Consider the following 21,806-nt stretch of genomic DNA (forward strand, 5'->3'; position numbering starts at 1 on the left):
CGGCAGAAGTGCAGGTCCCAGAGGGCGCGAGTCGGCAGAAGTGCAGGTCCCAGAGGGCGCGAGTCGGCAGAAGTGCAGGTCGCTCGCCAGCACTTCTGCCGACTCGGCACGTTTCAGACCCGCACTACTGCCGACTCGGCGGTTCTGAGCCCCGCACTTCTGCCGACTCGGCGAATCGGGCGGGGGTGAAGCCGAGGACCGTGCGGAAGTCGCGGGTCAGATGCGCCTGGTCGGCATAGCCCAGCTCGGCGGCGACGGCGGCCAGATCCTCGCCGGCCTGGACACGGGGTACGGCGTCCTGGAGCCGGCGACGACGCAGCATCGCTGCAGGAGTGATGCCGACATAGCGTCGCGCGATCCGCTGCACCGCGCGCGGCGAGACCCCCAGTGCGTCCGCCAGGTCGCCGAGCCGGTGCGGCGGCTCCGGGCCGTCGACCAGGTCCAGCAGCCGGTTGGCCACCGCCGCCTCGCCGGGCGGTCCGGCCGGCCAACGCGAGTCGCGCCGCGCGAGGAGCCAGTCCGAGACCGCCTCGGACACGATCGCGTGACGCTCAGCCGCCCTGCCCGCCATCGCCACCGTCACGGTCGCCGCCAGGGCGGCGTCGTCGACGGCCAGCCGGGAGTCGAGGACCGAGCGGACCTCCGGCACCAGCAGCGGAGTGGCCGCCGGCCGGAGCAGCGCGCCGACCGCCCAGCCGCGCCCGCTCAGCACTCGCTCCGAGATCCGCGTGCTCGGCCCGTAGACGAACATCCCCTCCGGGTCGACGACCAGGTTGCAGGCGGCATAGGTCAGCACCAGCGCCCGGTGGGTCACGCCCTCGGGCAGGTCCCACTCCGGCACCCAGAACCACCCGACCAGTCCGGCAGCGCGCGCCGGCGGCGGCAGCCGCATCACCGGCGCTCCGGCCGAGGGGTTGAGATGGCCGCGTGACTTCACGATCACCAGCCTGTCGCATTTCTTCAAGAGAGCGGTACGACGCCGGCCTAGCGTCGGCACTATGAGCATCCAGACCGCCGCCAACGGTGAGCACACCGTCAACGGCCGGCCGAGGTCGGCCACCTCCCTGACCCCGTTCCTCGTGGTCCCGCGAGCGCGCGAGGCGATCGCGTTCTACAACGAGGTCCTCGGCGCCCGCACCGTCGACGTCACCGAGTTCCCCGGGCCGGACGGCGAGCCGATCGTCGCCCACGCCGTGCTGGCCTTCGAGGCCGGGCTGCTGCAGCTCGGCGATCCCCAGCCGTCGTACCACCTCCTCGCCGCGCCCGCCGGTGACGACGACTGCTACTCGATGGGCCTCTACGTGCCCGACGTCGACGACGTGGTGGCGCGAGCCGTGGCCCAGGGCGCCACGGTCCGCGAGCCGACCGCGACCTTCGTCAGCGGCGACCGCTACGCCAGCATCAGGGACCCCTTCGGCGTCCGGTGGTCGATCATGACGCGCGTCGAGGATCTCTCCGACGAGGAGAGCGCCGCCCGGGTCGCCCGCTGGGCCGCCGAGCAGACCGGTCGGTGACGCGCCAGCAGCACGCCGAGCACCACCCCTGACAGCCCCAACGAGGCGGCCGCCCGGTCACCCACCGCGCGCCTGGCCATCGCACGCACATCGCGACGCTCGCGACGGCGACACCTACTGGCGGAACCTCTTATTCGAGGGTCAGGCCCTGGTTGACCATCGCGCTGTAGGGGTCGATCGGGTCACCGCCGCCGGGTCGCACCTCGATGTGAACGTGCGGTCCGGTGACGTGGCCGGTGGCGCCGACATAGCCGATGATCTCGCCGGCGTGGACGACCTGGCCGGGCTTGACGTTGAAGGCACTCTGGTGGGCGTACCAGATCTCGGTGCCGTCCTCCAGCGTCTCGACGGTCTTGTTGCCGTAGGCGCCGTCGTACTGCGCAGAGCTGATGGTGCCGTTGGCCACCGCGTGGATCGGGGTGCCGACGCCGCAGGCGAAGTCGAGGCCGGTGTGCATACTCGACCACAGCCCGTACTGCCCGAACCGGGCGGTCAGCCGGTAGACCCCGAAGGTGACCGGCAGCTGCCACTGGTTGGCCTTGAGGTTCTCCGACCAGGCGCCGGCCTGGTCCTTGTACCCGGCCAGCGCGGTGGCGCGGTCGGCGGCCGCTGCCTCGGGGTCGTCCTCACGGTCGCTGCTGCGGCTCAGGGTGGCCTTGCGCATCCCGACCGCGGCCACCGCCGCCGTGCCGGTCATGGCGTTGGCCTGGCGCAGCGGCGCCGCCTCGGCCGCCACCAGGGTGGGGGCGTGACCGGTGTTCACCGCGCCGAAGCCGGCGACGGCCATCACCGCGAGACCGGCGAGCGCGGGCAGCGCCGGCAGGCCCTTGGCCTTGATCCCGGTGCGCTTGCGGGAGCGGCGCTTGCCGGCCCTCGCAGCCGGCAGCGTGGCGGTGGTGTCATAGCTGAAGTCGGTGCCGGGCTCGCCGTAGAGCATCTCGTCGGTGAGCTTCGGCAGACTGCCGGTGAAGTCGTCGGTCAGCGCGTAGGGGAGCTGTCCGGTGTCCTCCGGGGACTCGGCCGCGAACAGGCCCCACTCCATCGGGGCTCGCGGCGCGGGCACCGCAGCGGCGGTCTCGGTCGGGGCCGGGCGAGCGATCCGCCTGCCGACATAGGGCACGGGCTCCGGCACCGGCGCGGGCACCGGCTCGGCCGGGCGGGCGGCGCGCTTGCCGACGTACGGCGTGGCGGGGCGCTCCTCGGGAGCAGTCACCCGAGCGGCGCGCTTGCCGACATAGGGGGAGCCTTCGACGCTGGCGGACCGGTCGGGACCGGTCGTCTCCAGGCGTGAGGCACCCATCTATTTCATCATCTCCGCTGCTCGGGGTTCAGACGGCGAGCCACGACCTTAGCGGACCCCGGGGGGTCAGCGAAATCAGCACGCCCTGCCGATTGTGGAGGAACGAGTCATGTCGCGCAGCAGAACGACGGAAAAGCCGCGCCGAACACGCTCGATGAGCGGGAGTGTCGTGCGTCACGTCGGGCATCCCCGGCCTCGCCCCGCACAGAAGCCGGGTCTAGGGTGCGTCGAGGACAACTTCTGAGTCTGTAGACCAACGAAGAAACATGGTGGATCAGTGGATCTGATGGAATATCAGGCGAAGGAGCTCTTCGCCAAGCACGGGGTGGCAACCACCCTCGGTGTCGTTGTCGAGACCCCCGAGGCCGCGAAGGAGGCCGCCGAGCAGATCGGCGGCGTCACCGTCGTCAAGGCCCAGGTCAAGGCCGGTGGTCGTGGCAAGGCCGGCGGCGTCAAGCTCGCCAAGACGCCCGACGAGGCCTTTGAGTATGCGTCGAACATCCTCGGCATGGAGATCAAGGGCCTCACCGTCAACCGGGTCCTGGTCACGCCGGCGACCCCGCCGCAGGAGGAGTACTACTTCTCCTTCCTGCTCGACCGGTCGAACCGCCAGTACCTCTGCATCGCCTCGGTCGAGGGCGGCGTCGAGATCGAGGAGGTCGCCGAGACCAACCCCGACGCGATCAAGCAGATCGGCATCGACCCGGGTGCCGGCGTCGACGAGGCCAAGGCCCGCGAGATCGCCACCGCGGCCGCCTTCCCCGAGGCCGTCTTCGAGCAGGCCGTGACCATGATCCAAGCCCTCTACCAGGTCTTCGTCGAGGAGGACGCCACCCTCGTCGAGGTCAACCCGCTGGCCCGCCTCGAGGGCGACCGGCTGGAGGCCCTCGACGGCAAGGTGTCCCTCGACGACAACGCCTCCGAGGTGCGCCACCCCGACCACGCCCAGTTCGAGATCCGCGAGGAGGCCGACCCGCTCGAGGCGAAGGCCAAGGACCTCGGCCTCAACTACGTCAAGCTCGACGGTCAGGTCGGCATCATCGGCAACGGCGCGGGCCTGGTCATGAGCACCCTCGACGTCGTCGCGTACGCCGGCGAGGCACACGGTGGCGTCAAGCCGGCCAACTTCCTCGACATCGGCGGCGGCGCCAACGCGCAGGTCATGGCCAACGGCCTCGACGTGATCCTCAACGACGACCAGGTCAAGGCGGTCTTCGTCAACGTCTTCGGCGGCATCACCGCCTGCGACGAGGTCGCCAACGGCATCGTGGGCGCGCTCGACCTGCTCGGCGACGCCGCGACCAAGCCGCTCGTCGTACGCCTCGACGGCAACAACGTCGACCTCGGCCGCCAGATCCTGCGTGACCGCAACCACCCGCTGGTCACCATCGTCGACACCATGGACGGCGGTGCCGACAAGGCCGCCGAACTGGCCAACGCCTGAGGCCAGGGGAGACAAGACAATGAGCATCTACCTCAACAAGGACAGCAAGATCATCGTCCAGGGCATCACCGGCGGCATGGGTGCCAAGCACACCGCCCTGATGCTCGACTCGGGCGCGCAGATCGTCGGCGGCGTCAACGCCCGCAAGGCCGGCACCACCGTGACCCACCCTGACAAGGACGGGCACGACGTCGAGTTGCCGGTCTTCGGCACCGTGGCCGAGGCGATGAAGGAGACCGGCGCGGACGTGTCGGTCGTCTTCGTGCCGCCGGCCTTCACCAAGGACGCCTGCGTGGAGGCGATCGACGCCGGCATCGGCCTGCTCGTCGTCATCACCGAGGGCGTGCCGGTCCAGGACACCGCCGAGGTGTGGTCCTACCTGCAGGGCGCTGAGTCCAATCACGGGGGCACCCGGATGATCGGCCCCAACTGTCCCGGCATCATCACCCCGGGCGAGTCGCTGGCCGGCATCACCCCGCACACCATCGCCGGCAGCGGCCCGGTCGGCCTGGTGTCGAAGTCGGGCACGCTGACCTACCAGATGATGTACGAGCTGCGTGACTTCGGCTTCTCCACCGCCATCGGCATCGGCGGCGACCCGATCATCGGCACCACCCACATCGACGCGCTGCAGGCCTTCGAGGACGACCCGGAGACCAAGGCGATCGTGATGATCGGCGAGATCGGCGGCGACGCCGAGGAGCGTGCCGCCGCCTACATCAAGGAGCACATCACCAAGCCGGTCGTCGGCTATGTCGCCGGCTTCACCGCTCCCGAGGGCAAGACCATGGGCCACGCCGGCGCGATCGTGTCCGGCTCGGCCGGCACCGCGCAGGCGAAGAAGGAGGCCCTGGAGGCCGCCGGCGTCAAGGTCGGCAAGACGCCGTCGGAGACCGCCGCGCTGATGCGGGAGATCCTGACCGCGCTCTGAGCCACGCCGTACGACGGCCCGCCCTGCTCCGGCAGGGCGGGCCGTTCGCGTCTCAGGAGGCACCGGGTGGACAAGCCGGCTGGAAACTGGTGGCGATTCGCACGAATCCTCCGCTGGAGGCGGCCGTTCGCCACCAGTTTCGCCGCTACCTCCCGATCGTGGCCATCGCGTCGAGCGCGGGCCGCGGTTGCGGCTCAGCCCAGATTGACCAGCCGCAGCGCCGCCCGGTGGGTCAGCGCGACGAACTCCTCATCGGAGATGGTGGCGGCGCCGGAGGGCACGAAGCCGATCTGAGCGACATTGTCGCCGGTCTGGACGACCGACATCAGGTAGACCACCGACTGCTTGTCGGAGATCTCCACGGTCACCCGCCACACGCTCTCGGCGTCGGTGACGGCGATCTGCTCGATCTTGGTGCCCAGGTCGTCCTTCGGGCACTGGGCGAGCTTGTCGCGCACCCGCTGGATGAACTTGGTGGCCGCCTTCTGGGTGCCGAACGAGCCGATCGTCTCGGTCAGCCCGAACTCCGCCGGCAGATTGGTCGCCTCGGGCACCACATAGGACCGGGTCAGGTCGCCGGTCACGCCCTTGCGGTGGAAGTTGGCGGAGTCGCAGCTGGTCGCGGCGAGGTTGTCGGCGGTGGAGGTCACCGGCGCCGTCGCCGACCACGGCTGGGTCACGCTCGGCACCGGCGGCAGGTCGACCTCGTCGAGCATGGCCGGGCTCTCGCCGCCGGGCAGCGGGTCGACCTCGTCGGTGGTCGGGTTGTTCCTGCACGCGCCGGCGGACGGCAGCTGGCACAGCCCGTCGACCGCGGCGGCGAGCAGCCTCGTGGTCGCGGCGACCGGCTTGGTCGACGTCGGGGGCAGCGAGGCCACCACGCTGGTGGTGATCGCGCCGGTACGGGCCACGCTGGCGACCAGCGGCCGGCCGTCGGCGGCCCAGTCCCGCAGCCACAGCAGCATCGCCTCGTCGCCGACCCCGCTGACCCGTCGGGTGGAGATCAGCTGGACGCGGGGCTGCTGACAGCCGGCGTACCAGCCCAGGGTGGTCGTGTACGCCGCCTGCGCCGCCTCGGGCGTGGCGGAGACCTCGGTCGCCTGGCCGACCTGACGGTTCTCGGAGGTGAGGGTGCGCATCAGCGCAGCCTCCGGCGACTTGTCGGCGAACCGCTGCTGCTGGCACGGCAGCAGCAGCCCGTCGCGGTCGGTGTTGTCCGAGGTGAGCTCGGTCGCCCAGGCGCCCGGTAGCAGCGCGTCCACCTGGCTGTCGGAGAGCATGTCCTCGGAGGTGAGCGGGTAGGTCTTCACCGGCAGCGGCGCGGTGGTCGGACCGTGCAGGCTGAGCGTGTCCAGGCCCGGCCGCTCGCCGTTGGCGTCGGTCACCACCCAGCCCGAGCCCGCGAACGCGGCGACCGCGACGACTGCCCCGATCGCGGTATGGACCCGGCGACGCGCCGAGCCGGCCCGGGTCAGGATGGTGGGTCGCGGCCAGCGGGTCTCCCGCAGCTCGGCCGCCATCGGCTCGAAGACGCCCAGGATGCTGGTCGTGGGCACTCCCCGGCTCAACGCGAACGCCGCGGTGGCCGCCTGCAGCTCACGCTCGGCGCGGACCTGGGTGATGCCGACCTCGCGGGCCAGCTGGTCCAGCGGCAGCGTCGTCAGGTGGGCCAGCAGCAGCACCTTGCGCTGGGTCATCGGCAGCTTCGCGAGGGCGGCCAGCGTCGCCTTGATGCCGTCGTCGAGCCCCCGCTCGCGGTGGAAGGGGCGGGCCGTGGCCCGGCGCATCGCGCGCGACCATGCCTGCGGCCGGACGAAGCTCTCCGGATCGTCGAGCCGGCTCACCTTGCGCCAGTGGTGCCAGCCGACGACCAGCGCGTCACGGACGCCCTTCTGGGCCGCCGGCAGGTCCCCGGTGAGCGCCCAGGCCTGCAGCAGCAGCCGGCCACGGACGTCCTTGTAGAACGTCTCGAACGCGTCGGGGTCTGGCTTGGTCCTCATGAGCGTCGATCAGGGTACCCGGGGGAACCCCGCCGGCCGACATCCACCGCGCCGCCCTCCGGAGAGTGCGGATCGCCCGGCGTGCCCTGTCGCGGTTGCCTTGCCGGCCGGGTCAAGATGGTCGCGATGACTTCCCTGCTCCAGCCGCCCACCCGCTCGTCGGTCGAGGTGAGCGCCGATCTGCGGCACCGCCGACCGCTCGTGCTGGTGGCGACCCTGGGCGGTGTCCTGGCCGCGGTGCTGCCGCTGCTGGTCTGCCTCGCCGCCGGCGTCGTCGGCTGGTTCCTCACCGAGGACGGCGCCTTCGGGGCCCCGCGCGACGCGCTCCGGGTCGGCGCCACCGGCTGGCTGATGGCCCACGGCTCGGGCGTGACCGTGCGCGGCACGGCCGTGACCGTCGTACCGCTGGGGCTGACGCTGGTCTGCCTGTGGGCGCTGTGGCGCATCGGCAACCGGGTCGGCGACTCGATCTCGGGCCACGGACCCGACGCCGATCGCATCTCCGACGGCGAGCGCGACTGGACGGTGCCCGCCGCGGCGGGACTCTTCACGGTCGGGTACGCCGTCGCGGTGGCCGTCACCGGATCGCTGGCCGCGACCCCGGGGACCGGCCTGGGCGTCTCCCGGGCCACGACCTGGGGCTTCCTGATGGCGCTCGTCGTCGGCGGCACCGGCATCGCGGTCGGCTCCGGGCGGGCCGCGATCTGGGTCGCCTGGCTGCCGCCGACGTTGCGCGCCGCGCTGCGCACCACCCGAGCCGTCCTGGTCGGCTGGCTGCTGGTCGGCGCCATCGCGCTGGTCGCGGCCTTCGTCGTCGACGCCACTACCGCCGCCAATGTGCTCTCCCAGCTCCACACCGACGCCGGCGAGTCCACCCTCTATGCCGGCGTCACCGCCGGCGTGCTCCCCAATGCGACCGCCTTCGCCGGCTCCTACCTGCTCGGCCCCGGCTTCACCGTCGGCATCGACACGCTCGTCTCACCGGGAGCGGTGGTGCTCGGCCCGCTGCCGATGTTCCCGCTGCTCGCCGCCCTCCCCGACGCCGGCAACGGCCCCGCCTGGGCACCCTGGCTGCTGCTGCTCGCCCCGCTCACCGCCTTCCTGGCGGTGGCCCGGGTGCAGCGCCGCCACCCGGCGCTGCGCTGGGAGGAGGGCGTCGTCCGCGGCCTGACCGGCGGCGTCGGCGCCGGCATCCTCTTCGGCATCGTGGCCGGGATCTCCGGCGGCGCCGCCGGGCCCGGCCGGATGGCCGACGTCCACGCCCACGCGCTCGACGTCACCCTCCATGCGGTGGTCTCCTTCGGCCTCGGCGGCCTGCTCGCCGGGCTGGCGATGACCTGGTGGCAGCGCCGCCGCTACCTGCCCGCGCCGTAGCCGCGGCAGGCTATTAGGCTCCCCGCCGTGACCTCGCGGCTCGTCGTCCTCGTCTCCGGCTCGGGGACCAACCTCCAGGCGCTGCTCGACGCCTGCGCGGATCCCGACTACGGCGCCCGGGTCGTCGCGGTCGGCGCGGACCGGGACGGCATCCTGGCGCTGGAGCGGGCCGAGCGAGCCGGCGTGCCCACCTTCGTGCACCGGGTGAAGGACTACCCGAGCCGGGAGGAGTGGGACGCGGCGCTGGCGGACGACGTGGCGGCGTACCAGCCGGACCTGGTGATCTCCGCCGGTTTCATGAAGCTGGTCGGTGCGGCATTCCTGGCGAAGCTCCGCGGCCGCTTCCTCAACACCCACCCGGCGCTGCTGCCGAGCTTCCCCGGGATGCACGGCGCCCGGGACGCGCTGGCGTACGGCGTGAAGGTCACCGGCGCCACCCTCTTCGTCGTCGACGAGGGCGTGGACACCGGCGTGATCGTCGCCCAGCGGGTCGTCGAGGTCGAGGACGACGACACCGAGGAGACGCTGCACGAGCGGATCAAGGTCGTCGAGCGGCAGATGCTGGTGGACGCCGTCGGGCGGATCGCCCGCGAGGGCTATCTCGTCACGGAGCGGCGCTTCCGGTTCGGCTCGGAACGGCCGAGGTCCTAGACTGGCGGCACACGACTGGCGCAGGTGGGCGACCACCAGGGAGTGCCCCGCCGCGGCGGGACCGAGCCGGCATCGAACGCCTGGGTGCCCCTCGTCGACAACCCAACCGATGAGGAGAGCCCCATGGATCAGATTCCCGTCAAGCGCGCGCTGGTCTCCGTCTACGACAAGTCCGGGCTGGCCGACCTGGTCGCCGGCCTGCACCAGGCCGGCGTCGAGCTGATCTCCACCGGCGGCTCCGCCAAGCTGATCGCCGACCTCGGCCTGCCGGTGACCAAGGTCGAGGACCTCACCGGCTTCCCCGAGTGTCTCGACGGCCGGGTGAAGACGCTCCACCCGCGGGTCCACGCCGGCATCCTCGCCGACCGGCGGCTGGAGTCCCACGTCGCCCAGCTCGCAGAGCTCGGCGTGGAGCCGTTCGACCTGGTCGTCTCCAACCTCTACCCGTTCACTGAGACGGTGCGCTCCGGGGCGAGCCCCGACGAGTGTGTCGAGCAGATCGACATCGGCGGCCCCTCGATGGTCCGCGCCGCCGCCAAGAACCACCCCAGCGTCGCGATCGTGACCAGCCCGGGGCAGTACGACGACACCCTGGCCGCGATCCGGGCCGGCGGCTTCACCCTCGAGCAGCGCAAGCGGCTCGCCGCCGCCGCGTTCGCCCACACCGCGGCGTACGACGTCGCGGTGGCCTCGTGGTTCGCCTCGGCCTACGTCGGCAGCGAGGACGGCTGGCCGGAGTTCGTCGGCGAGGCCTGGACCAAGTCGGCGGTGCTCCGCTACGGCGAGAACCCGCACCAGCAGGCGGCCCTCTACGCCGCGCCCGACGCCTCGGGGCTGGCCACCGCCGAGCAGTTGCACGGCAAGGAGATGTCCTACAACAACTACGTCGACACCGACGCCGCCCGCCGCGCCGCCAACGACTTCGCGGAGCCGGCGGTGGCGATCATCAAGCACGCCAACCCGTGCGGCATCGCCGTCGGTGCCGACATCGCCGAGGCACACCGCCGCGCGCACGCCTGCGACCCGGTGAGCGCCTTCGGCGGCGTCATCGCCGCCAACCGGCCGGTCAGCGTCGAGATGGCCCGGCAGGTCGCGGAGGTGTTCACCGAGGTCATCGTGGCGCCGGGCTACGAGGACGGCGCTGTGGAGATCCTCACACGCAAGAAGAACATCCGGATCCTTCTCGCCGAGGTCGGCGGGGACGCGCCGGCGGAGTTCCGGCAGGTGAGCAGGGGCGGCCTGCTGGTCCAGCTGCGTGACCACGTCGACGCCCCCGGCGACGACCCGGCGGCCTGGACGCTGGCCACCGGCGAGGCCGCCTCCCCGGAGGTGCTGGCCGACCTGGCGTTCGCCTGGAAGGCCTGCCGCGCCGCGAAGTCCAACGCCATCCTGCTCGCCCGGGACGGTGCCTCGGTGGGCATCGGCATGGGCCAGGTCAACCGGGTCGACTCCTGCCGGCTCGCGGTGGAGCGAGCCAACACCCTGGCCGAGGGGGAGGAGCGGGCCCGGGGCGCGGTGGCCGCGTCCGATGCGTTCTTCCCGTTCGAGGACGGCCCGCAGATCCTCCTCGACGCCGGCGTGACCGCGATCGTGCAGCCGGGCGGCTCGGTCCGCGACGAGCTCACCATCGAGGCCTGCAAGCAGGCCGGCGTGACGATGTACCTCACCGGCACGAGGCATTTCTTTCACTGACCCCGCCCGCAGCGTCATACGAGGTGGCTGCCGGGGCTACCGGCTCGCATGACGCTGCGGCACACAACGACGAGGACGTCATACGAGGTGGCTGCCGGGGCGACCAGCTCGTATGACGTCCGGGAGAGGACCAGGCAATGACGGCACAGCGGCTGGACGGCTCAGCCACCCTCAAGGACATCAAGGCCGAGCTGGCCCAGCGGGTCGAGCGACTCCGAGCCCGCGGCGTGAGGCCGGGGCTCGGCACCGTCCTCGTGGGCGACGACCCCGGCTCACACTGGTACGTCAACGCCAAGCACAAGGACTGTGCCGAGATCGGCATCGAGTCGATCCGGGTCGACCTGCCCGCCACCGCCACCCAGGCCGAGGTCGAGGCGGCCATCGACGAGCTCAACGCCGACCCGGCCTGCACCGGCTTCCTGGTGCAGCAACCCACCGGCCTCGACGAGTTCGCGCTGCTCTCCCGGGTCAGCCCGGACAAGGACGTGGACGGCCTGCACCCCTACAACCTCGGCAAGCTGGTGCTCGGCGAGGACGGCCCGCTGCCCTGCACTCCGGTCGGCTGCATCGAGCTGCTGCGCCGCCACGGGGTCGAGCTCAAGGGCGCCGAGGTGGTGGTCGTCGGCCGCGGCGTCACCGTCGGCCGCCCGCTCGGCCTGCTGCTCACCCGTCGTACCGAGAACGCCACGGTCACCCTGTGCCACACCGGCACCCGCGACCTGGCCGCCCACACCCGCAACGCCGACGTGGTCGTCGCAGCGGCGGGCGTGCCCGGCATCATCAGCGCCGACATGGTCAAGCCTGGCGCGGCGCTGCTCGACGTCGGCGTCAGCCGGGTCGACGGCAAGATCGCCGGCGACCTCGCCGACGACGTCTGGGAGGTCGCCGGCTGGGTGTCGCCCAACCCTGGCGGGGTCGGCCCGATGACCCGTGCCATGCTGTTGACGAATATCGTGCAGACGGCGGAGCGGTCGCTGGCCTGACCGGCCGGACCAGGGAGGCATAGTTGACCCTCGTGGACGACACCGAGGCGACGCCCGAGGAGTCGGGCCGGCCCTCGGCGCCCGACGTGGAGGAGGAGCGTCGCTACCCGTCGACGATCGGCGGCGCCTGCTATCTGGTCATCCTGGCCGCGGTGGCCGCCGCGCTCGTCGTGGTCGCGGCCGGCCACTGGCGCACCGGCGTCCACATCCTCGCCGTCGCGTTGATCGTCGCCGCGCTGCTGCGGCTGATCCTGCGGCAGCGCGACGCCGGCATGTTGGCCGTCCGCGGCCGGTTCCTCGACGCCGGGCTGCTGCTGGTCGTGGGCGGTGCGCTCTACGTCCTGGCGACCACCATCCCGAACCAGGTCTGATCGGCCGTCCCTCCCTGACACCGGATCGGCGCGATGCGGAGACGACCGCTAGCCTCCGTCGAGTGCTGCGCATCGCCACCGTCAACGTCAACGGCATCCGGGCGGCCCATCGCCGCGGCTTCGACGACTGGCTGGCAACCCGGGAGTGCGATGTCGTCACGCTCCAGGAGGTCCGCTGCCCGGTGGCGGCGCTGCCCGAGCAGGCGTTCGGCGACTATCAGGTCGCCTACGACGCCGGCGAGGTGGCCGGCCGCAACGGGGTCGCCGTCCTCACCCGGACGCCCGCCGCGGCGGTGCGCACCTGGTCGGTGCCGGACCTGGCCCGGTCGCTGCCGCGGCCGCTGCGCCGCCACGCCACCGAGGGCCGCTATGTCGAGGTCGACCTGGCCGACGTACCCCTGACCGTTGCGAGCCTCTACCTCCCCAAAGGCGGCCTGCCTGCGCACCTGCAGGACCCGCGGCGGATGCGGGAGGCACCCGACGGCGGCGCGAGGTACGAGCGCAAGATGGCGTTCATGGCCGGCTTCGCCCGCTACCTGACCCTCGCCCGCCGGGCGGCCGCCGCGGCCGGCCGGGAGTTCCTGCTGACCGGGGACCTCAACATCGCCCACACCCGCCAGGACGTCGCGAACTGGCGGCGCAGCGGCCAGGTCGAGGGCTTCCTGCCCGAGGAGAGGGCCTGGCTCGACGCCCTCATCACGCCCCGGACGCTGGTCGACGTGGTGCGCCGGCTGCGGCCGGACGCCGACGGCCCATACTCCTGGTGGAGCTGGCTCGGCCAGGCCTACGACCGCGACGCCGGCTGGCGGATCGACTACCACCTCGCCACGCCCGGCCTCGCCCGGGCTGCCCGGTCCGTCGTCGTGGACCGGCACCACCGCGGCGTCCGACTCAGCGACCACGCGCCGGTGGTCGTCGACTACGACCTGGAGGAACTCCCGGCCGTACGGTGAGGACCGGCTCCACCCGACCGAGGTTGAAACGCAAGCTCAGATCAGGCCGAGCGACCGGACGGCGGCCCGCTCCTCCTCCAGCTCGGCGACCGAGGCGTCGATGCGGGCGCGCGCGGCGTCGGAGATCTCCAGGCCCTCGACGATGCTCCAGGCGCCGCCACTGGTCCGGACCGGGAACGACGACACCAGCCCCTCCGGCACGCCATAGCTGCCATCGGAGATGACCGCCATCGACACCCAGTCGTCGTCGGTCGAGCCGTGCAGCCAGTCCCGGGAGGCGTCGACGGTGGCCGAGGCCGCCGAGGCCGCCGAGGACGAGCCGCGGGCGTCGATGATCGCCGCGCCGCGCTTGGCGACGGTCGGGATGAAGGAGGAGTCGAGCCAGTCGGCGTCGACCAGATCGGTGGCCGGCTTGCCGTTGACCAAGGCGTGGGACACGTCGGGGAACTGGGTGGCCGAGTGGTTGCCCCAGATCGTCATGCGGGTGATGTCGCGCACCGAGGAGCCGGTCTTCGCGGCCAACTGTGCGATGGCGCGGTTGTGGTCGAGTCGGGTCAGCGCCGAGAACCTCTCACGCGGGATATCGGGCGCGTTGGCCGCGGTGATCAGCGCGTTGGTGTTGGCCGGGTTGCCGGTCACCTGGATCCGGACGTCTCCGGAGGCCACCTCGTTGAGCGCCCGGCCCTGTGCGGTGAAGATCGCGCCGTTGGCCTCCAGCAGGTCCTTGCGCTCCATGCCCGCGCTGCGTGGTCTCGCCCCGACCAGCAGCGCGAGCTCGACGCCGTCGAAGACCTTCTTCGGGTCGTCACCGATCTCGATGCCGGCAAGCTGGGGGAATGCGCAGTCGTCGAGCTCCATGACGACACCCTCCAGCGCGCGCAGCGCCGGAGTGATCTCGAGGAGTCGCAGCTCGACCTCGCGGTCGCCACCGAGGGCGCCCGAGGCGAGACGGAAGAGCAGGCTGTAGCCGATCTGACCGGCGGCACCGGTGACCGCCACCTTGAGGGGTGTGTTCACGACAGGCACGTTACCGTGCGTGTGACGGGCATAACAGGGGCATGCTTACCGATCATGCGGACCGATCCGGGCGGAGTGGTCGACTACCTCGCCCAGGACGAGGCCGGCAACGTCTGGTGGCTCGGCCACGACGGCGCCGCCGACACCGGCAGCTGGCGGGCGGGGGAGGGCGGCGCCCGGGCCGGCCTCGCGATGTCGGCGACCCCGCGCCGGGGCGACGGCTACCCGACGGCGTACCTGCCGGGGGAGGGCGAGCACCTCGCCACCGTCATCGACGCGCCGGACGAGCCCGGCGGCGGTGCTGGCACGGTCGTCGTCGAGACCGACGACCGTGCCGACACCTACCGACGGGGCGCCGGCCTGATCGAGCGGGTCGAGGGCTCGATCAGGTGGTCGCTCAGGCCTGTGGCGGACTAGGCGGCGTGTCGGTCGCGGGCTTCCACTGCTGGGCGACGTAGTCCCACTCCCAGCCGTCCTGGATGATCCGGGGCTGCCCGGTGGCCGGATCGACGCCGTGCTCGCCGGAGGTGTCCGCGACGAACGCCGAGGTCGGCATGGCGGTCTCCGAGGTGGTCTCGTCCGCCTGGCTCCAGGCCGGAGTGCCGTCGGTCGGCTTGGCCGCCGGGGTCGGCAGGCTCGGCAGCGAGATGCCCGAGCCGGGCACCGGGTCCGAACCGTGGCCGAAGACCACCGGGAAGAGCACGCCGGCGATCACGCCGCCGAGCAGCGGGGCCAGGATGAACAGCCACAGCTGCACGATGTGGGAGCCGCCCGCGAACAGTGCGGGACCGATCGAGCGGGCCGGGTTGACCGAGGTGCCGGTCAGCGGGATCGCGACGAAGTGGATCGCGGCGAGGGCCAGGCCGATGGCCAGCGGGGCGAGCGCCTCGTACTCGTGACGCGCGTCGGTGACCGCCAGGATGATGAACACGAAGACGGCGGTGAGCACCAGCTCGGCAAGGAAGGCCGCCCACCAGGCGAGGCCGGAGCCGTGGCTGCCGAAGCCGTTCTGCGCCATGTGGTCGGTGGCGGTGTAGCCGTCGAAGCCCTGCAACACCACCCAGAGCGCGGCGGCGGCGAGGATCGCGCCGACGACCTGCGCGCCGACGTAGACCGGCACGTTGCGCCAGGCGAACCGGCCGCTGGCCGCCACCCCCACGGTCACCGCCGGGTTGAAGTGGCCGCCGGAGATGCGGCCGAAGGCATAGGCGCCGATGACGACGGCGATGCCGAACGAGAGACCGGTCGCGACAGTGTCGGGAGCGGTGCCGCCCGCCGCGCCGGTCGCGAGGGCCGCACCGCAGCCGAGTAGGACGAGGATAAAGGTGCCGATCGCCTCTGCGGCGATGGCCTGACTGCCGACAGCGGCGACCGGTCCGGCCTCCACGATGTCCGGCTCGATCGGCTCGGGCACTTCCTGAGACATGTTCCACCCCTAGGTTCGACACGAACGGAATTCACCCTAGACCCTTTGCCTGTGCATTCCCGGATGCCAAGGTGAGAGTCGCCCGCGCGTCAGGTATCTTGACGTCAAGCAATCTTCGACCCAGGAGCGTCATGGCAGCCAAGATCATCTACACCCACACCGACGAGGCGCCGCTGCTGGCGACGTACTCCTTCCTCCCCATCGTGAGCGCCTACGCCGCGAAGGCCGGTGTGGCCGTGGAGACCCGGGACATCTCGGTCGCGGCGCGGATCCTGGCGCAGTTCGGCCTCGCCGACGACGCGCTGAGCGAGCTCGGCGAGCTGGCCAAGACCCCGGCGGCCAATATCGTCAAGCTGCCCAACATCTCCGCCTCCATCCCCCAGCTCAAGGCCGCGATCAAGGAACTGCAGGAGAAGGGCTACGCGGTGCCGGACTACCCCGAGTCGCCCGCCACCGAGGAGGAGCGCGAGATCCGCGCCAAGTACGACAAGGTCAAGGGCTCGGCGGTCAACCCGGTGCTGCGCGAGGGCAACTCCGACCGCCGCGCGCCGCTGAGTGTGAAGAACTACGCCAAGTCGCACCCGCACCGCAACAAGCCCTTCGGCGAGGGCTCCAAGACCGCCGTCGCCACGATGGGCGCCCACGACTTCAGGAGCAACGAGAAGTCGGTCACCCTGGGCGCCGACGACACCTTGAAGATCGTCCTGGAGACGGCGGCCGGCGAGACCGTGGTGCTCAAGGAGTCGCTGCCGGTGCTCGCCGGCGAGATCGTCGACGCGACCTTCCTCTCCGTTGCCGACCTGCACGCCTTCCTGCGCGACGCGCTGGCCCAGGCCAAGGCCGAGGACGTGCTCTTCTCGGTGCACCTCAAGGCGACCATGATGAAGGTCTCCGACCCGATCATCTTCGGCCACGTCGTGAAGGCCTACTTCGCCGACGTCTTCGCCACCTACGGTGCGGACCTCGCTGCCGCCGGCCTGTCTGCCAACGACGGCCTCGGCGCCATCCTCGCCGGGCTGGCCTCGCTGCCCAACGGTGCGGAGATCGAGGCGGCCATCACCGCGGCCATCGAGGCCGGGTCGCGGCTCTCCTATGTCAACTCCGACAAGGGCATCACCAACCTCCATGTGCCCTCCGACGTCATCGTGGACGCCTCCCTGCCGGCGCTGATCCGAAATGGGGGGCGACTGTGGGGTTCGGATGGCGGCGAGGACGACACCCTCGCGGTGATCCCCGACTCCTCCTACGCCGGCGTCTACCAGACCGTCATCGACGACGTGAAGAAGAACGGCCCGCTCGACCCCGCCACCATCGGCACCGTCCCCAATGTGGGCCTGATGGCACAGGCGGCCGAGGAGTACGGCTCCCACGACAAGACCTTCGAGATCCCCACCGCCGGCACCGTCCGGGTGCTCGCCTCCGACGGCACCGTGCTGCTCGAGCACGACGTCGAGGCCGGCGACATCTGGCGCGGCACCCAGACCAAGGACATCCCGATCCAGGACTGGGTCAAGCTCGCCGTCTCCCGGGCCCGGGCCACCGGCGCCCCGGCGGTGTTCTGGCTCGACGAGTCCCGCGCCCACGACGCCTCGATCATCGCCAAGGTCAACGCCTACCTCCCCGAGCACGCCACCGACGGCCTGGACATCAAGATCCTCTCGCCGCAGCTCGCCACGGCGTACTCCCTGGAGCGGATGCGGCAGGGCCTGGACACCATCTCGGTGACCGGCAACGTGCTGCGCGACTACAACACCGACCTCTTCCCGATCCTCGAGCTGGGCACCTCGGCGAAGATGCTCTCCGTCGTGCCGCTGATCGCCGGCGGTGGCCTCTTCGAGACCGGCGCCGGTGGCTCCGCCCCCAAGCACGTGCAGCAGCTGGTGGAGGAGAACTACCTGCGCTGGGACAGCCTCGGCGAGTTCTTCGCGCTGGTGCCCTCCTTCGAGAAGTACGCCGAGCAGGCCGGCGCCCCCGCCGCCCAGGTGCTCGCCGACACCCTCGACAAGGCCACCGGCACCTTCCTCAACGAGGACCGCTCGCCCGGTCGCAAGCTGGGCACCATCGACAACCGCGGCTCGCACTTCTACCTGGCGCTCTACTGGGCCCAGGAGCTGGCCGCGCAGACCGACTCGCCGGAGCTGGCCGCCGCGTTCAAGCCGCTCGCCCAGTCGCTGGCGGCCGCCGAGTCGACCATCGTCGAGGAGCTGCTCGCGGTGCAGGGCCAGCCCGCCGACATCGGCGGCTACTACCTGCCCGACCCGGAGAAGACCGCCGCGGTGATGCGCCCCAGCAAGACCTTCAACGAGGCCCTCGCCGCCCTCTGACCACCCCTCCCCGGTGAGCAGCCGCAAACTGACGCCAATTCAGTGGTGAGCAGTCGCAAACTGACGCGCGTGGGACGGTGAGCAGTCGCAACTGACGCGCGTGGGACGGTGAGCAGTCGCAAACTGACATCCCCCGCTGCGCTCCTCCTGTCAGTTTGCGACTGCTCACCTTGGGGAAGGGGGGTTGGCTTGGCGGTCCACCTCGGCCCAGGCCCCCGGTACCCGGAAAACCAGAGGCGGAGTGTCCGCGCCGCGTCATAGTGTCGGGACAGTGACCGAGACGATCTCAGGGGCCCCGGCCGGGCTCGGCAGTCAGCCTGACGCGCCGCGCCCGCACCCCTCGCGGAGCGTCGACTGGCGGCGGATGCGACACCCGGTCGCGGGTGCCGCGCTGGTCATGCTCGGCCTCGCCGCGATCGCCCAGGCGCTCGGCTCCGTCGTCGCCGGGCATCTCGCCGAGGGGCCGACGACGGCGCTGGTCTGGCTGCTCGCCCTGCTCGTCGTCGGCGGCGCGATCCTCGACACCACCGGCCGGGCCGCGTGGGCCGGTGTCGCCGACCGGGCCGAGGGCACGCTGCGCGGCGACCTGCTCGCCGCCGCCCTGCACCAGCCGCTCGCCTCGCTCACCGAGCAGGCGGTCGGCGAGATCCTCGACCGGGTCGACGACGACACCCACGAGGTCGGCAACCTGCTGCGCTGGCAGATCTGGGTCGCCTTCAAGACGTTGCTGTCCACGGGGCCGATGTGGCTGGTCGCCGGGTTCACCTGGTGGCCGGCGTTCGTGCTCTTCCCCGTGGTCGGCGCCGTCGCCGTGGTGGTGATGCGCCCCTTCCTGGCCGAGATCGCCCGACGCAAGGTCGTCGAGGAGGCCGCCTGGACCGACCACGCCGCCGCGCTGGAGGAGGGCATCGCCGGGCGCGACGATCTGCGCACCTCGCTGGGCCGCCCCTTCGCCGTACGACGCCTGGCACGGCTCTCCGCCGAAGTCCACGCGAAGTTCTTCCGGGTGCTCCGCGTCGAGGCCCGGCTCGCGCTGCGGGTGGGACTGCTGCTCAGCGGACTGCTGGTCGCTACCGCCGTCGCCGGCGTCGCCCTGGTCGTCACCGACCACCTCACCGTGGCCCGGCTGGTCACCCTCTTCCTGGTCACCACCACCTTCGTCGGCCAGATCAACCAGCTCGCCCACCAGCTGCCCGACATCCAGGCCGGCCTCGGCGCGGTGATCCGGCTGCGGCAGATGATGGCGGTCCCGGCCGAGCCGACCGGCGGCGCACCGGTCCCGACGGGGCCGCTCGACCTGCGCATCCGCAGCCTGGACTTCTCCTACGAGGAGGGCACCTTCGGGCTGCGCGACATCAGCCTCCAGGTCGAGCCTGGCCACACCATCGCGCTGGTCGGCCGCACCGGCTCGGGCAAGTCGACCCTGGCCTCACTGCTCTCGCGGGCCGTCGAGCCACCGCCCGGCACCGTCTTCCTCGGCGGTGTCGACGTCACCGCGATCGACCTGCAGCAGCTGCGCGCCCGGGTCGGCGTGGTCACCCAGCGCACCGAGATCCTGGCCGGCACCCTCGCCGACAACATCACCCTCTTCGACGCGGTGCCACGCCAGGAGGTGACCGCTGCAGTCGAGGAGCTCGGCCTCAGCGACTGGGTGGCCGGTCTGCCCGACGGGCTGGACACCCTGCTCGGCCCCGGCGGCACCAACCTCTCGGCGGGGGAGGAGCAGCTGGTCGCCTTCGCCCGGCTGCTGGTGCGCCACGTCCAGCTGGTCGTGCTCGACGAGGCCACCGCCCGGATGGACCCGGTCACCGAGGCCCGGGTGGTCGCCGCCGCCGACCGCCTCGTCAGCGGCCGCACCGGCGTCCTGGTCGCCCACCGGCTCAGCACCATCGAGCGCGCCGAGATGGTCGCCGTCCTCGACCACGGCCGGGTCATCCAGCACGGTATGCGCGACGAGCTCGCCCGCGTCGACGGGCCGTTCCGTCGGCTGCTGGCGGCCAGCGCCACCGAGGGCTTCGACGACCCCGCCGCCGGGGACGCCCCGGACACCGCCGTCGGCGCGGTACGTCGCCAGGGCCGGCGCCCGGCCCGCCCCGAGGTGGGCGAGGGCCCGTCGCTGGCCCGCGGCACCTGGCACGCGCTGTGGATCAAGCCCTGGTGGGGCGCCTTCTCGGTGATGGAATTCCTGGTCGGCAGCATCTGCGCGCCGCTCGGCGTCATCACCGGCTGGGTGTGGGGGCGGGCCGTCGCCGACCTCACCGAGGGCGACACGCCGACGCTGCTCACCCTCGCCCTGTGCGCCTCGCTGCTGGTCGCGCCGGTCGCCCTCGCCGACGCCTTCCGGCGCTACCCGCGCTGGTGGATCGAGGTCATGCTGCGGGTGCGGATGTCGGTCCTGCTCGGCCAGACCTGCACCCACCGGCTGCCGCGCAACCCACCCGGCGAGATCGTGGCCCGGTCGATGGACGCCGACCGCTTCGCGAGGTACGCCGACCGCTGGGTCGACTTCGTCAACGGCCTGCTGATCTCCGGGCTCACCATGCTGGTCGGCGGCAGCTGGCTCGCCGGCGGGATCCTGCTGGCGGTGATGGCCTCGGCTGCGCTCGCCTCCTCGATCGGCCGGCCGATCGCCGGCCGTTCCGCCGCCAAGTCCTCCGCCGCGCGGGCCCGGTTCGGGCGCGCCGTGGTGTCGGCGGTGGAGTCGGCCCGCACCGTCAAGCTCGCCGGCCGGATCCCGCAGGTGCACGCCCACCTCCGCGAGGTCGACGACGGCCGGGTCGAGGCCGCCGTCTTCGAACATCGGGTCCAAGCCGTCCTCGACGCGGTCCCCATCGTGCTGGTCCAGGTCGGCGTCGTGGTGGCCTGGGCCTGCCTGCTGTGGGGGGTGTGGGGGCTGGCCACCGCGCTGCTGGTCGCCAACGCCGTCAACGGCTTCGACTGGTTCGGCCGGGTCGCCGGCGCCGTGGTCACCGAGGCGCCCGGCACGGCCGCCTGGCAGCGGGCCACCAGCGAGTTCGCCGGGGGCGTCGACCTGATGACGCTGGAGCCCGGCATCGACCTGGTGACCGGCGACGCGCCGGAGCCGGCGCCGGCAGAGCACGTCGAGTTGCGCGGCCTCACCCTCGACCGTCTCACTGCGGTCCACGACGACGGCACCATCGGCGTCTCCGGTGTCGACCTCACCGTCGAGCGTGGCGAGCTGGTGCTGCTGCTCGGCCAGGTCGGCTCCGGCAAGTCCAGCCTGCTCTCGGCCCTGGCCGGGCTGCTCGACCACACCGGCGCGATCCGCTGGAACGGTGTCGAGGTCGACGACGCGGAGGCGTTCCTGCGGCCGCGGCAGGTCGCCCACGTGGCCCAGGTGCCGCGGGTGCTGTCGGGGACGTTCGCCGACAACGTCAGGCTCGGCTACGACCGCGACTTCGACAGGCCGGTCGCCACCGCCCGGCTCGGCCCCGACGTCGCCGACGCCGGCGGGCCGGACGCCGTCGTGGGTCATCGCGGCGTCCGTCTCTCCGGCGGCCAGGTGCAGCGGCTGGCGCTGGCCCGGGCGTTGGCCGCCGACGCCGAGCTGCTGCTCGCCGACGACGTCTCGAGCGCGCTCGACGCCGCCACCGAGATCGAGCTGTGGCAGGGCCTGCGGGAGCGGCACACCACCGTCATCGGGGCCACCTCGAAACGGGCCGCGCTCGCCCAGGCCGACCGGGTCGTCGTACTCGTGGACGGGGAGGTCGCTGCCGTCGGGCCCTGGCCGGAGCTGGCCCCGGCCTGGGGCCACCTGGCGGGGTGACCGGGCTCATGCCGGGATTGAGGAATACCGGTGAAGGAG

17 protein-coding genes are annotated in these 21,806 nt (G+C 72.1%); 12 read left to right on the forward strand and 5 right to left on the reverse strand.

All coding sequences use genetic code 11. The annotated features are described in order from the left end of the window. Positions 1-124 precede the first annotated feature (124 nt). On the reverse strand, positions 125-937 hold the full coding sequence (locus QM595_RS14380; protein ID WP_415172255.1) for a helix-turn-helix domain-containing protein: 813 nt from the start codon (positions 935-937) through the stop codon (positions 125-127). A gap of 61 nt (positions 938-998) precedes the next feature. Here QM595_RS14380 and QM595_RS14385 point away from each other — a divergent pair, with 61 nt between their 5' ends. Continuing rightward, positions 999-1,514, forward strand: coding sequence for a VOC family protein (locus QM595_RS14385; protein ID WP_415172256.1), 516 nt, complete (start codon positions 999-1,001; stop codon positions 1,512-1,514). Positions 1,515-1,644: 130 nt separating this feature from the next. On the opposite strand, the gene QM595_RS14390 is transcribed toward QM595_RS14385, so the two are convergent. Continuing rightward, positions 1,645-2,814, reverse strand: a complete 1,170-nt coding sequence (locus QM595_RS14390; protein WP_415172257.1) for a M23 family metallopeptidase — start codon at positions 2,812-2,814, stop codon at positions 1,645-1,647. A gap of 277 nt (positions 2,815-3,091) precedes the next feature. Between QM595_RS14390 and sucC the strand changes: the two genes are divergently transcribed. Beyond that, entirely contained in the window at positions 3,092-4,258 is a 1,167-nt protein-coding gene (gene sucC / locus QM595_RS14395) for an ADP-forming succinate--CoA ligase subunit beta (RefSeq protein ID WP_415172258.1), read from the forward strand. Between the two features lie 19 nt (positions 4,259-4,277). Further along, a complete protein-coding gene (gene sucD, locus QM595_RS14400) occupies positions 4,278-5,189 on the forward strand; it encodes a succinate--CoA ligase subunit alpha (protein WP_415172259.1) in 912 nt (303 codons plus the stop codon). A 194-nt stretch (positions 5,190-5,383) separates the two neighbouring features. Here sucD and QM595_RS14405 read toward each other — a convergent pair whose 3' ends face one another. Beyond that, the gene (locus QM595_RS14405; RefSeq protein WP_415172260.1) at positions 5,384-7,189 is read right to left on the reverse strand and encodes an RNA polymerase sigma factor; all 1,806 of its coding nucleotides are present in this window, start codon (positions 7,187-7,189) and stop codon (positions 5,384-5,386) included. 126 nt (positions 7,190-7,315) lie between these two features. Here QM595_RS14405 and QM595_RS14410 point away from each other — a divergent pair, with 126 nt between their 5' ends. The 6 genes from QM595_RS14410 (at position 7,316) to QM595_RS14435 (ending at position 13,213) form a co-directional block, all read left to right on the forward strand. After that, on the forward strand, positions 7,316-8,563 hold the full coding sequence (locus QM595_RS14410) for a DUF6350 family protein (protein ID WP_415172261.1): 1,248 nt from the start codon (positions 7,316-7,318) through the stop codon (positions 8,561-8,563). A gap of 27 nt (positions 8,564-8,590) precedes the next feature. Next, positions 8,591-9,214, forward strand: a complete 624-nt coding sequence (purN, locus tag QM595_RS14415) for a phosphoribosylglycinamide formyltransferase (protein ID WP_415172262.1) — start codon at positions 8,591-8,593, stop codon at positions 9,212-9,214. Between the two features lie 123 nt (positions 9,215-9,337). Further along, a complete protein-coding gene (purH, locus tag QM595_RS14420) occupies positions 9,338-10,906 on the forward strand; it encodes a bifunctional phosphoribosylaminoimidazolecarboxamide formyltransferase/IMP cyclohydrolase (protein ID WP_415172263.1) in 1,569 nt (522 codons plus the stop codon). A gap of 137 nt (positions 10,907-11,043) precedes the next feature. Next, positions 11,044-11,889 carry a bifunctional methylenetetrahydrofolate dehydrogenase/methenyltetrahydrofolate cyclohydrolase gene (locus tag QM595_RS14425; protein WP_415172264.1) on the forward strand — a complete coding sequence of 282 codons (846 nt, stop codon included), beginning with the start codon at positions 11,044-11,046 and terminating at the stop codon, positions 11,887-11,889. Between the two features lie 32 nt (positions 11,890-11,921). Next, a complete protein-coding gene (locus QM595_RS14430; RefSeq protein WP_415172320.1) occupies positions 11,922-12,260 on the forward strand; it encodes a DUF3017 domain-containing protein in 339 nt (112 codons plus the stop codon). A 65-nt stretch (positions 12,261-12,325) separates the two neighbouring features. Next, positions 12,326-13,213 carry an exodeoxyribonuclease III gene (locus QM595_RS14435; RefSeq protein WP_415172321.1) on the forward strand — a complete coding sequence of 296 codons (888 nt, stop codon included), beginning with the start codon at positions 12,326-12,328 and terminating at the stop codon, positions 13,211-13,213. Positions 13,214-13,249: 36 nt separating this feature from the next. Here QM595_RS14435 and QM595_RS14440 read toward each other — a convergent pair whose 3' ends face one another. Further along, a complete protein-coding gene (locus QM595_RS14440; protein WP_415172265.1) occupies positions 13,250-14,239 on the reverse strand; it encodes a malate dehydrogenase in 990 nt (329 codons plus the stop codon). Positions 14,240-14,284: 45 nt separating this feature from the next. On the opposite strand from QM595_RS14440, the gene QM595_RS14445 reads away from it, so the two are divergent. Continuing rightward, positions 14,285-14,647 carry a hypothetical protein gene (locus tag QM595_RS14445; protein WP_415172266.1) on the forward strand — a complete coding sequence of 121 codons (363 nt, stop codon included), beginning with the start codon at positions 14,285-14,287 and terminating at the stop codon, positions 14,645-14,647. On the opposite strand, the gene QM595_RS14450 is transcribed toward QM595_RS14445, so the two are convergent. Continuing rightward, entirely contained in the window at positions 14,628-15,656 is a 1,029-nt protein-coding gene (locus tag QM595_RS14450) for an MIP/aquaporin family protein (protein WP_415172267.1), read from the reverse strand. The two genes, QM595_RS14445 and QM595_RS14450, sit on opposite strands and share 20 nt — an antisense overlap. Positions 15,657-15,787: 131 nt before the next feature. Here QM595_RS14450 and QM595_RS14455 point away from each other — a divergent pair, with 131 nt between their 5' ends. Beyond that, positions 15,788-17,980 (forward strand): NADP-dependent isocitrate dehydrogenase, encoded by a 2,193-nt coding sequence (locus QM595_RS14455; RefSeq protein ID WP_415172268.1) that lies wholly within the window; start codon positions 15,788-15,790, stop codon positions 17,978-17,980. A 271-nt stretch (positions 17,981-18,251) separates the two neighbouring features. Beyond that, positions 18,252-21,767 (forward strand): ATP-binding cassette domain-containing protein, encoded by a 3,516-nt coding sequence (locus QM595_RS14460; protein WP_415172269.1) that lies wholly within the window; start codon positions 18,252-18,254, stop codon positions 21,765-21,767. The last annotated feature ends 39 nt before the right edge of the window (positions 21,768-21,806 follow it).

The sequence above is a fragment of the Nocardioides sp. genome (genome assembly GCF_047607185.1).
Lineage (GTDB): Bacteria > Actinomycetota > Actinomycetes > Propionibacteriales > Nocardioidaceae > Nocardioides.

What these genes read in the sequence shown, in the direction of transcription:
- purH (WP_415172263.1), top strand. Translation starts at nt 9,338, where the DNA reads ATGGATCAGATTCCCGTCAAGCGCGCGCTGGTCTCCGTCTACGACAAG.
- sucD (WP_415172259.1), top strand. Translation starts at nt 4,278, where the DNA reads ATGAGCATCTACCTCAACAAGGACAGCAAGATCATCGTCCAGGGCATC.
- QM595_RS14450 (WP_415172267.1), bottom strand. Translation starts at nt 15,656, where the DNA reads ATGTCTCAGGAAGTGCCCGAGCCGATCGAGCCGGACATCGTGGAGGCC.
- QM595_RS14385 (WP_415172256.1), top strand. Translation starts at nt 999, where the DNA reads ATGAGCATCCAGACCGCCGCCAACGGTGAGCACACCGTCAACGGCCGG.
- QM595_RS14390 (WP_415172257.1), bottom strand. Translation starts at nt 2,814, where the DNA reads ATGGGTGCCTCACGCCTGGAGACGACCGGTCCCGACCGGTCCGCCAGC.
- QM595_RS14425 (WP_415172264.1), top strand. Translation starts at nt 11,044, where the DNA reads ATGACGGCACAGCGGCTGGACGGCTCAGCCACCCTCAAGGACATCAAG.
- QM595_RS14455 (WP_415172268.1), top strand. Translation starts at nt 15,788, where the DNA reads ATGGCAGCCAAGATCATCTACACCCACACCGACGAGGCGCCGCTGCTG.
- QM595_RS14445 (WP_415172266.1), top strand. Translation starts at nt 14,285, where the DNA reads ATGCGGACCGATCCGGGCGGAGTGGTCGACTACCTCGCCCAGGACGAG.
- QM595_RS14405 (WP_415172260.1), bottom strand. Translation starts at nt 7,189, where the DNA reads ATGAGGACCAAGCCAGACCCCGACGCGTTCGAGACGTTCTACAAGGAC.
- QM595_RS14410 (WP_415172261.1), top strand. Translation starts at nt 7,316, where the DNA reads ATGACTTCCCTGCTCCAGCCGCCCACCCGCTCGTCGGTCGAGGTGAGC.